This window comes from Aeromonas sobria, assembly GCF_050266975.1.
GTDB classification, from domain to species: domain Bacteria; phylum Pseudomonadota; class Gammaproteobacteria; order Enterobacterales; family Aeromonadaceae; genus Aeromonas; species Aeromonas sobria_B.
This window is the reverse complement of the sequence record NZ_JBKISU010000010.1, coordinates 1-10,239: the sequence shown is the minus strand read 5'-3', so window position 1 is coordinate 10,239 and position 10,239 is coordinate 1. Positions and strand designations below refer to the sequence as shown.

Annotated in this window: 10 protein-coding genes; 8 read left to right on the top strand and 2 right to left on the bottom strand. The window is 63.7% G+C overall.

Going from position 1 to position 10,239, the window contains the following annotated elements:
• Positions 1–110 precede the first annotated feature (110 nt).
• Positions 111–623, top strand: coding sequence for a VC2046/SO_2500 family protein (locus tag ACLHZ1_RS07450; protein WP_427261556.1), 513 nt, complete (start codon positions 111–113; stop codon positions 621–623).
• Positions 624–722: 99 nt separating this feature from the next.
• On the opposite strand, the gene hpf is transcribed toward ACLHZ1_RS07450, so the two are convergent.
• The gene (gene hpf, locus ACLHZ1_RS07445) at positions 723–1,073 is read right to left on the bottom strand and encodes a ribosome hibernation-promoting factor, HPF/YfiA family (protein ID WP_427261555.1); all 351 of its coding nucleotides are present in this window, start codon (positions 1,071–1,073) and stop codon (positions 723–725) included.
• A gap of 349 nt (positions 1,074–1,422) precedes the next feature.
• Here hpf and ACLHZ1_RS07440 point away from each other — a divergent pair, with 349 nt between their 5' ends.
• The 5 genes from ACLHZ1_RS07440 (at position 1,423) to yciA (ending at position 8,722) form a co-directional block, all read left to right on the top strand.
• On the top strand, positions 1,423–3,933 hold the full coding sequence (locus ACLHZ1_RS07440; protein ID WP_427261554.1) for a putative bifunctional diguanylate cyclase/phosphodiesterase: 2,511 nt from the start codon (positions 1,423–1,425) through the stop codon (positions 3,931–3,933).
• Positions 3,934–4,005: 72 nt separating this feature from the next.
• A complete protein-coding gene (locus ACLHZ1_RS07435) occupies positions 4,006–5,901 on the top strand; it encodes a transglycosylase SLT domain-containing protein (protein WP_427261553.1) in 1,896 nt (631 codons plus the stop codon).
• A 166-nt stretch (positions 5,902–6,067) separates the two neighbouring features.
• The gene (locus ACLHZ1_RS07430; RefSeq protein WP_408773117.1) at positions 6,068–7,066 is read left to right on the top strand and encodes a LacI family DNA-binding transcriptional regulator; all 999 of its coding nucleotides are present in this window, start codon (positions 6,068–6,070) and stop codon (positions 7,064–7,066) included.
• A gap of 305 nt (positions 7,067–7,371) precedes the next feature.
• Complete coding sequence (locus ACLHZ1_RS07425) at positions 7,372–8,193, top strand: NAD-dependent epimerase/dehydratase family protein (RefSeq protein WP_427261552.1); 822 nt, start codon at positions 7,372–7,374, stop codon at positions 8,191–8,193.
• Between the two features lie 94 nt (positions 8,194–8,287).
• Positions 8,288–8,722, top strand: coding sequence for an acyl-CoA thioester hydrolase YciA (gene yciA, locus ACLHZ1_RS07420; RefSeq protein ID WP_111873572.1), 435 nt, complete (start codon positions 8,288–8,290; stop codon positions 8,720–8,722).
• A gap of 7 nt (positions 8,723–8,729) precedes the next feature.
• Here yciA and ACLHZ1_RS07415 read toward each other — a convergent pair whose 3' ends face one another.
• A complete protein-coding gene (locus ACLHZ1_RS07415) occupies positions 8,730–8,954 on the bottom strand; it encodes a hypothetical protein (RefSeq protein WP_427261551.1) in 225 nt (74 codons plus the stop codon).
• Positions 8,955–9,062: 108 nt separating this feature from the next.
• On the opposite strand from ACLHZ1_RS07415, the gene ACLHZ1_RS07410 reads away from it, so the two are divergent.
• Both ACLHZ1_RS07410 and ACLHZ1_RS07405 read left to right on the top strand, forming a co-directional pair.
• On the top strand, positions 9,063–9,908 hold the full coding sequence (locus ACLHZ1_RS07410; RefSeq protein WP_427261550.1) for an endonuclease/exonuclease/phosphatase family protein: 846 nt from the start codon (positions 9,063–9,065) through the stop codon (positions 9,906–9,908).
• 126 nt (positions 9,909–10,034) lie between these two features.
• A partial coding sequence (locus ACLHZ1_RS07405; RefSeq protein WP_427261549.1) for a helix-turn-helix domain-containing protein occupies positions 10,035–10,239 on the top strand: 205 nt, incomplete at its 3' end.

The window sequence follows — 10,239 nt, the reverse complement described above, 5'->3', positions numbered from 1 at the left end:
CCCGTGTTGCTGGAGGGGGGCTGGGTCTATGGGGCGGGCGTCTGGCATCTTTCCTCAACTTTGGCCAGCCGGCGCCGATAACAGGGGACCTGTCCCCATCCTGGCTCGCCATGTTACCCAACGCCATCCGTGAACGTCTACTGGTCGATGAGAGCCAGCTCGATCAGCGCCTCAATCAGGATCTGCTGCGCGGCGATCGCGCCGACTTTCGCCTGCACCTGGCCCTGCTCACCGAGGCGGTGGAGGAGCAGCCCTGGTTCGATGAGGCCGATAGCCTCCCCCGGGAGGAGATTGACTGGCGCGCCCGGTTCGGCCTGGCACCGGCCACCCCCCTGCACAGCGACACGCCGGCGAGCAGTGCCCACCTCACCGAGCGATTGCAACAGGGGGGAAGCATGGTGGATGCCAGACTCTGGCTTGCCCTCCACCCCCAGCCGCTGGCGGGGCGGCGGCCGCTGCTGGATCCGACGGTGTTCGACAACCTGAGCGCCCTGGGACGCGAGCGGGTGCAGGCCGGGTGGTCATTGCCAAACAAGGGGCGCGAGGCCCAGCCCCTGGTGATGCTGCCCCTGCTCGATCGGCTGGCGGCGGGGGTGGATGCGGGTCTGCACTGGCAGAGTTGAGAGACCCCAGGCACGGCTCCCCAGGGGAAATGCCAAATAACAACCATAGAAAAAGGCGGTCAAGCCGCCTTTATCTCTCCAACTGACTATTTTGTCATATCACGCGTCGGCTTCCACATCCGCCTCCTGGGGCTCGACCTGCTCCTTGAGGGGGGATTGCGCGCGGCGAGCCAGCGGTTTCTCGGTGTGACGATTGAGTTGGCGCTCGAGTTTCTGTCCCAGCTCATTGATGGCGGCGTAGAGGTCCTCGTGCTCGGCCTGGGCAAACAGCTTACCGTTGGGAATACCGGCCGTGGCTTCGATGTTGAACATCAACCTTTCCTTGGAGACGATCACATGGGGAGTGATGAGCGGCACCTGAAGACGTTCGAGCTTGTTGAAGCGAGATTCGATGCGCTCGCGGATTGCCGGGGTGATCTCAATGATTTTACTGGTGATTTCAATTTTCATATTGGCCCCCTTCGGGTCGTCTTGCTTGTCTCTTCACCTCCAGAATACCCATGGTGCGGCCAGTTAATGTGATCTGTGTCACATTAATTGTCCTTTGCCGTTCGCCGCGCTGCAAATTGTGATCTTTTCGGCTTCTGTACCAAAAAGCGCTTGAGCTGTATGAAATGGGCAGGCAGTATGGGCGAATTGGATCGTATCTGCCCCTTCTGGCAGCGCAGTCTGCCGATTTGAAATCAGGTTTCACCCATCGCCTCCTTCCCCTCTTGTTCATCCCCACCAGTGCCGGGAAGACGAGGGCGATCTCGGGACCCTGGCCATTTCAGGGCAGAGACTACAGGTGGAGTCGTACATGAAGCAGCAGGCCACTCAGATGATGTGGTTTTATGAGCCGGCCCAGGGCCAGTGGCGGGTGTCGGATCATGCCTCCAACCAGCTCTGGCAAGGGGAGGGGGCCCACCCCTGGTGCGGCACTCTGGATCCTGCCGACGAGGCGGGTTTCGCCGAATTTCTCGCCGGGTTGCAGCGGGGCGACACGCCGGGCCAGTTTATCGGCCACCTCCACGACGCCTCAGGCCAGGCCCATCATTTCCTCTGGCGCGGCCAGTACCTGGTGGCGCAGGGTCTCTGCTGCGGCTGGGTCAGCCCCATAGAAGTCTCTACTCAAGCCCCTTTCCCCGTGCGACTCAATGACGCACGCTCCCCCCTGCTGGTACAAGACCCCCTATTGGCCCAGCTGGCCCAGGCCCTCTCCGCCAAGACGGGAATGGACTTTTTTGACACCCTTGTCAACGAGCTGGCCGAGATCCTCGACGCCGATGCGGTCTGGCTGGCGGAGCTTGGCGAGCTGCAGCAGCTGAGGGTGATCGCCAGCCATGGCGCCACCCTGGGACATTACCAGCTGGAGGAGATGCCCTGCCGGCGCCTCTACGAGACGCGCCAGGCCTGCACCCGGGTGCTCGAGGCGCCGCTGCCGGCCCACCCCTGGCTCGCGGTGGGACAGACCTATCACGGCCATCCCCTGTGCGATCGCCATGGCCAGATCCTGGGGCATCTGGCCCTGCTCTTCTCCGGCTCCGTCGCCATCCCGAACCTGGCCGCCGTGCTGACCATCTTCTCGGTGCGCATGGTGGCCGAGCTGGAGCGGCTGCAGAGCGAAGCCCAGCTGCGGCTCTCTGCCGTGGCATTCGAGACCCATGAAGGCATCATCATCACGGATCCCGACTACAAGATCCTGCGAGTCAACCATGCCTTCGGCCAGATCACCGGCTATGACAGCCAGACCGTGCTCGGCAAGCGGCTGGGCAGGGATCTCTGGCCCAGTCAGGGGGGGCTGGGCTATGAGCTCGACAGCCTGAGTCGCTGGCAGGGGGAGACCCAGCGCCGCCACGCCAGGGGCCATGTCTATCCCCAGTGGGAGATAGTCACCCCGGTGCAGGATGACAAGGGGCGGATCAGCCATTTCGTCATCTGTTTCGAGGATATCTCGGAGCGCAAGGCCGCCGAGCGCCGCATCCAGGATCTCGCCTATTACGACGAGTTGACCGGCCTGCCGAATCGGCGCCAGCTGCACGAGACGCTGGCACAGAGCTTCGTGGCGGCGAGCCGGGATCACCTGATCGGCGCCCTGCTGTTCATCGATCTCGATCACTTCAAGACCATCAATGACTCCCTCGGCCACGCCAGCGGAGACTGGCTGCTCAAGGAGGTGGCGACCAGGCTGCGCCGCCTGGTGCGCCAGGGGGATTGCCTGGCCCGCCTCGGGGGAGACGAGTTCGTGCTGCTGCTGCCCGCCCTCTCCAGCAGCCCGCCCCAGGCGGAGATGCAGGCCGATCTCATCGCCGAGCGGCTGATCGGCGAGATTGCCGCCCCCTACCACCAGGGGGGCCAGATGCTGCACATCGGCGCCAGCGTCGGCATCACCCTGTTCCCGGGTCGGGATCAGGGGGTGGATGATCTGCTCAAGCAGGCGGACACCGCCATGTATCAGGCCAAGTCGGCCGGTCGCAAGACCCGCCGCTTCTTCGATGCTGCCATGCAGCACCAGGCGGACAGACGCCTGCTCATCCACAACGAGCTGCGCAGCGCCCTCGCCGGAGGGGAGCTGACCCTGCACTACCAGCCCCAGCATCTGGTGGCCGGGGGGGATCTCATCGGGGTCGAGGCGCTGATCCGCTGGCAGCCACCCGGGCGAGCCCTGGTCTCTCCCGCCGAGTTCATCCCCATCGCCGAGGAGACGGATCTCATCGTCGACATCGGCAACTGGGTGCTCCATGAGGCGTGCAGCCAGTATGTGAGCTGGGAGGAGAGCGGCATCCACATTCCCCAGCTGTCGGTCAACGTCAGCGCCAAGCAGTTTCACGCCCACGACTTCGTCGAGTGCATCCATGATGTGCTGGAGAAGACAGGCATGGATCCGGCGTGCCTGAACCTGGAGATCACCGAGTCCGTGGTGCTGGGCCATGCGGAGAACACCATCAACAAGATGGCCGAGCTCAAGCAGCTGGGCATCAGCTTCGCCATCGACGATTTCGGCGCCGGGTACTCCTCCCTGAGCTACCTCAAGCGCCTGCCCGCCGACGAGCTGAAGATAGACCGCTCCTTCATTCAGGACATTCCCCGGGATGGCGACAACATGGCCATCGTCGAGGCGGTGATCGCCATGGCGCGCCACATGGGGTTCAACGTGACGGCGGAAGGAGTGGAGTCGCGCCAGCAACTGGAGTTTCTGCGGGCCCAGGGGTGCCACTTCTATCAGGGCTATCTGGCCTCCAAGCCGCTGCCGGTTCCCTATCTGGAGCGTTATGTCCGGCGGGTGGGCGGGCGCCACGAGGTGAGAAATACCCTGATCCCGGAGCTGTAGCCCGCCTGGTTTAGGGGTAGAATGAGGGTTCGTCAGGGCGCCATTGGGCGCCCGATTTTAGGGAGAATTCGAGTGAGAGTCGTCTGGGGAATCCTGCTATCCGCCCTCCTGGTGCCGGGGGCCATGGCGCAGACCATGGATCAGTTGCGCTATCGCCAGGCCTATGACGCGGTTCGCGCCAACGACATGGCCCGCTTCCAGACCCTGAGAAACCAGCTGAGCCACTACCCCTTGCTGCCCTATCTGGACTACTACCGGCTCGCCTTTCGTCCGGGGGCGGCCGATTATGGCGCGGTGACCCGTTTCATCCGTGACCACGGCGACACTCCCCAGTCCAACCGGCTCGAGCGCAGCTACCTGACCCATCTGGCCCAGAGCGGTCAATGGTCCCGCTTCCTGCAGTTCTATCCCAAGCTGCCCAACTCCACCGATCTGCGCTGCATGCACTATCAGGCGCGCTACTACACGGGCCATCGCGACGAGGCGCTGCGTGAAGCGGGCAAGCTGTGGCAGAGCGGCGAGTCGCGCCCGGATGCCTGCGATCCCCTGTTCAGCCTCTGGCAAGGGGCCGGACTGCGCAGCCAGGGGGCGGTCTGGTCGCGGATGATGCTCGCCTTCGAGGCGGGCAATGACAACCTGGTGACCCATCTTGCCAACCAGCTGGGGGCCGGGCTCAAGCCCCATGGCACCCTGATGGCGAGCCTGCTGAGTCAGCCGGCCAAGGTGATGAACCCCGTCTATTTCAACCGTGAACGCCACTCGCGCCAGTTGCTGCTGCTGGGGCTGGCCCGTTACGCCAACAGCGAACCGGATCGGGTGCTGGGGACCCTGGCCAGCTACCGCAACCGCTTCGCGCTGACCGCTTTGGAGCTCAAGCCGGTGGAGCATGCCATCGCCCGCCGTTACCTGCTGGACCGCGCCCCGCAGCAGCGGGCCTGGGTCGATACTCAGGTGAGGGCGCAGCCGGATCTGGTGGAGCTGAGGGCGCGCCTCGCGGTCTGGGAGCAGGATTGGCGTGGCCTGTCCGCCTGGGTCAAGCAGATGCCGATGGCGCTGCAAAAAGAGGATCGCTGGCGCTACTGGCTGGCCCGGGCCCAGGAGGCACAAGGCCAGCAGCAACCGGCGCAAACCCTCTATCGTGAGACCGCGGGGCTGCGTGGCTTCTATGGTTTCCTGGCGGCCCAGCGCAGCGGGGTGCCCTATCGCCTCAAGAACGAGCCGCAGATGAGGGCCCCGGATTGGCACAGCGCGGCCCGGCGCTGGCCCTTCCTCTCCCGGGTCAAGGAGCTGCTCGCCATGAATGAGATTGCGGCGGCGCGCGCCGAGTGGGTCCATAACATGGATCGCAACCCCGTGGCCCAGCGCATCGAGTTCGGCCACGTCGCCCTCAACCAGGGCTGGCACGAGCTGGCGATCCTCGCCAGCATCCGGGCCGAGGCCTGGGATGCCCTGGATCTGCGCTTCCCGCTGCCGCTGCGACGCACCTTCTCCCAGATGGCGCGCGAGCGCACCATGGATACCAGCCTGCTCTATGCCATCTCCCGCCAGGAGAGCGCCCTCTATCCGCTGGCCCAGTCGCCGGTGGGCGCGCGGGGCCTGATGCAGCTGATGCCGGCCACGGCCAAGGAGACCGCCGGCAAGCTGGGGGTACCTTACCGGGATCCCCAGCAGCTGTTCGATCCCCAGCTCAACATTCGCCTGGGCAGCGCCTATCTCAAGCGCTTGCTGGATGTGTATGACGGCAACCGCATCCTGGCCGCCGCCGCCTACAACGCAGGGCCAGGCCGGGTCAAACGCTGGCGCGATGCCCACACCGACAAGCCGATAGATGTCTGGGTCGAGAGCATTCCCTATCGGGAAACCCGAAACTATGTGCAGAATGTGCTGTCGTTCGACCTCATCTATCAGCACAGACTGGGGCAGCCCCTGCGCTTCCTGTCGGAGCGTGAGTTGCGCCACCAATATTGACCCATGATGGACGTGAGATCCCCATCCGGCCTGGATGGGGGTATCATGGGGCAACGCTTTGTTACAAATAGATACCTGTCAGGTGATCGGGCGCCGCGTTCCGGATTGAACGAGTCGCTATAATGGCAAGCCCAGCGCGGTGAACCCCCCAAAGAAGGAATTGAGAGTGGCAACGATTAAAGACGTTTCCCGATTGGCCAATGTCTCCATCTCGACCGTGTCCCGTGTCATCAACAGCACGGCCCAGGTCGCCCCCGACAAGAAGGAGGCGGTGCTGGCGGCCATGAAGGAGCTGAATTTTCGCCCCAACAGCTTTGCCCAGGCCCTGGTGAGCAAACGTTCCAATTGTGTCGGCGTGCTGGTGGGGGATCTCTGCGGCGGTCCCTTCTTCGCCCAGATGATGCGCGGCATCGAAACCGTGGTCGACCGTGCCGACAAGTTCACCATAGTGATGTCGGGCAACCACGATGCGGCGCGGGAGCGCCACGCCATCCAGGCGCTGCTGCAGCGCCAGTGCGACGCCCTGATCCTGCACAGCAAGGCGCTCCCCGACGAGGAGCTGAGCGAGCTGGTGGCGGGGCCGACTCCGGTGGTCTTCATCAACCGCCAGGTGCCGGGGGCGGAGGATCGCTGCGTCTGGCTGGACAACCAGGCCGGCATCACCACCGCCTGTCAGCACCTGCTGGATGCGGGCCACCGCAAGATTGCCTTCGTTACCTCCGACGACGAGGCCTTCGTCGACGGCCAGCAGCGGATGGCGGGCTATACCCATGCCCTGCAGCGGGCGGGGATCGAGGTCAATCCCGACCTGATTGGCCGCGCCTTCGCCGACGAGAACGGCGGCTATGTGGCCATGACGGAGCTGCTGGGCCGGGGTGTCGACTTCACCGCCGTGCTGGGGTTCAACGATGCCATGGTGGCGGGCGCCATCTCCTGCCTGCTGGAGCGGGGCTACAAGATCCCCCAGCAGATCTCCGTGGTCGGCTTTGATGACATCCCCTATGCCCGCTACATCTATCCCAAGCTCACCACGGTGCGTTATCCGATAGAGGCCATGGGGGGCAGGGCCGCGGAACTGGCTCTCAGCCTGCTGGATCACAAGCCCGTCACCGGGCTGGCCCTCAAGTTCGAGGCGGAATTGATCCCCCGGGAGTCGGTCGCCTGATCGAGCGGTAAAATGGCCCCATGTGGGCCATTCTTCCTCTCAAAATTGAAAGCGTTTTCAGAAATCCCTTTCAACTGTGATCTGCTTCATAGCTTTTTACACGGCAGATCACTAGCATGGGCTCCACGAATTAGGGGCCTCGGCTCCCGATTTTCCCGCTGTGGGAGATGACTGGTTATCCAGCTATTTCCTTCGTTACTTTCGACGGTCATCATGGATGGCCGTTTTTTTTTGCCTTTTTCACCGCCGACCCAGGAGGTGGCGGGGTACCATTGGGCCAGCAGAGGTGATCGATGACAGAGTACATGCCACGACAGCAAGGTAAGAGCGCCAGGATTGGCATAGTGGGGGCCGGCTGGCTCGGTCTGCCCCTGGCCCGCGCCTGGCGGGAGGAAGGGTGGGAGGTGGCCGTGACGGCGACCAGTCAGGAGAAGTGCGATCGATTGACGGGGGAGGGGCTGGACGCCCATCCGCTGCTGATCTCGGCGCAGATGGATGCCCCCTGGCCTCTGCGGGTCGAAGCGCTGGTGGTCTGTGTGCCGCCAGGCAAGGTGGATGATTATCCGGCCGCCATGGCCAGCCTGTGCGCCCTGGCGAAGGCAGGGGGAGTGCGGCGCCTGCTGTTTGTCAGTGCCACCTCGGTATGGGGGCCGGGCCAGGGGGAAGAGGAAGCGGCGGCGCCCCGGAGCGAGCGAGGGCAGCGGATGCTGGCGGCGGAGCGGGCCGTGCTGGCCGCCGGCATAGAGAGCGCGCTGGTAGTGCGCCCGGCAGGCCTCTATGGTCCTGGGCGTCACCCGGGTCGCTTCCTCGCCGGCAAGACGGTCAGCGGCGCGGCCCAGGCGGTCAACCTGGTGCATCAGCAGGATCTGGTGGCCGCCTGTCAGCTGTTGCTGGCCAGAGGGGAAGGGGGTCAGTGTTACACCCTGAGTGCCCCGGGTCACCCCTCCCGAGGTGCGTTTTACCGGGCGGCGGCCCTGCGTCTTGGCCTGGCGGCTCCCTGCTTTGTCGAGCCGGACGGCGAGTTTCTCCCCCTGCATGGGGAGCGCATCTGCCGTGAACTGGGGTTCGTCTATGGGGTGCCGGATCCCCTGGCCTGGCTGGCGAGCGAGGCGGGTGCCCTGGCCTGAGGCGGGGGCGTCAGGGGACGGCGAACCGCCATTGGGTTTGCCAAGGGCGGGGCTGGCCCCTATCATGCCGCCATTCCAGTCATAGAGAGTCGTAATGATGGTCGATACCAATACCGCCAAGCCCGCCGCCAGACATACCGCCAGTGAGCGTCACCCCGAGGGAGAGCTCTTGCTGCGCACCCTGGCCATGCCGGCAGACACCAACCCCAACGGGGATATCTTCGGTGGCTGGATCATGTCCCAAATGGATATAGGTGGCGGCATCATGGCCAAGGAGCTGGCGAAGGGACGGATCTGCACCGTCTCGGTGGAGGGCATGACCTTCCACAGTCCGGTCAAGGTGGGCGACGTGGTCTGCTGTTATGGCACCTGTCTGCAGGTGGGGCGCAGCTCGATGCGCCTCAAGCTGGAGGTCTGGGTCAAGCCGGTGCTGCGGGAGAATGATGCCCAGCGCTACTGCGTCACCGAAGGGGTATTTACCTACGTCGCCATCGACGATCAGGGCAAGCCGCGCGCCGTCCCCGTGTGATCGGGCATCAGATCAGCCGGGCGTTGATGATGGAGATTTCCTGCTCAAACCCGGTTTTTTGCCGTATCATGCTCTCCAGCATCTCCTCAGACCCCACGCACAGGTTCGTGTCGAACACACAGAGATCGCACTGCGGGTCTCGCCTGATCTGATATCGGGTGGACAACTCAACCTGATGGCAATTGCCCTGCTGATCGTAGAAGGTCACTCGGTATTGCTGTTGTCTGGACATGCTGCTCTCCGCTGTTGCTCGGTTTTGGGCGCGAATGTTCAGCCTAGTCGGCAGCCGTGATGTTTTGTTGAAGCTGTATGCAAAGAAAAGGCAGATGGTTGTTAATCAATGAAAAATAGTTACCGCATTCTGGGAACCTCACTGCTGACCCTGGGGTTGGTTGGCTGTTTCGAGGTGCCGTCCAAGGATCACCTGGTGACGGCCCAAGGCATAGTGCCCAATCTGAGCTGTCATCAACCGCCCCTGGTGGCACTGGCCGCCGAGGCGCTGCCCAGGGAATTCGGCGTCACCGTCTGGAATCTCTACAAGGGCCAGCGCAAGCAATGGCGCGAGGGGATGGATGCCTTCGCCAGGGATCAGGATCTGCTGCTGCTGCAAGAGTCGGCGACCCGTCCCGAGATGCTCGCCTGGTTGCAGGCCGGCCGCTTCCAGTGGCAGCAGCTGCAAGCCTTCACCCAGGGTGGTGTCTCGTTCGGGGTGATGACGGTGGCCAAGACGCCCCAGGCCTTCGTCTGCGGCGTGCGCTCACCGGAGCCGCTGGTGCGCATTCCCAAGTCCGGGCTGGTGAGCCTCTACCCCCTGCAGGGGGATCCCGATGGTGTCCTGGTGGTGAACCTGCATGCGGTCAACTTCGAGCTCGGCATGGCCACCTTCCGGGAGCAGCTCAACGATCTGACCGCCCTGGTACACCGTCATCAGGGTCCCGTGATCCTGGCCGGTGATTTCAATACCTGGAGCGAGAAGCGCGAGTACTGGCTCGGCAAGCTGGTGGAGGAGCTGGGACTGCAGGAGGCGATCCCGGCACCGGATCTGCGCCGCCGCGCCTTCGGTCGTCCTCTGGATCATCTCTACTATCGGAGTCTGGATCTGGTCGAGGTGACGAGCCCGGCCACGCAGGCCTCGGATCACAACCCCATCATGGCCCGTTTCGCCGCCCAGACCCTGACCCCTTGAGCCGCAGCCTGGGCTCGTCGGCCCACTGGCGCTGTTCCACGGGCCGTCATCGGATACAAAAAAACCACCCTTTGTGAAGTGAACCCCGAAAGTTGGACGCCCAACGAGTAGGGGTTCTTCGTTTCTATGGGAAAGCAAAAATACTCGACCGACTTCAAACGTCAGGTCGTTCTTCACTATCTCAACGGTCATGACGGTGCCAAGAAGACGGCCGCCCTGTTTGGGGTCGATCATGGCGCCGTTCGCCGCTGGACTGAGCACTGGAAAGCCAGTGGTGAAGCTGGCTTGACCATCACGACCAAGGCTTACTCTGCTGAGTTCAAAGAGGAGG

Bases quoted from the DNA above. Each gene is read 5' to 3' on its own strand.
- ACLHZ1_RS07450 (WP_427261556.1), top strand. From the start codon at position 111: ATGTTACCCAACGCCATCCGTGAACGTCTACTGGTCGATGAGAGCCAG.
- hpf (WP_427261555.1), bottom strand. From the start codon at position 1,073: ATGAAAATTGAAATCACCAGTAAAATCATTGAGATCACCCCGGCAATC.
- ACLHZ1_RS07440 (WP_427261554.1), top strand. From the start codon at position 1,423: ATGAAGCAGCAGGCCACTCAGATGATGTGGTTTTATGAGCCGGCCCAG.
- ACLHZ1_RS07425 (WP_427261552.1), top strand. From the start codon at position 7,372: ATGCCACGACAGCAAGGTAAGAGCGCCAGGATTGGCATAGTGGGGGCC.
- yciA (WP_111873572.1), top strand. From the start codon at position 8,288: ATGATGGTCGATACCAATACCGCCAAGCCCGCCGCCAGACATACCGCC.
- ACLHZ1_RS07415 (WP_427261551.1), bottom strand. From the start codon at position 8,954: ATGTCCAGACAACAGCAATACCGAGTGACCTTCTACGATCAGCAGGGC.
- ACLHZ1_RS07410 (WP_427261550.1), top strand. From the start codon at position 9,063: ATGAAAAATAGTTACCGCATTCTGGGAACCTCACTGCTGACCCTGGGG.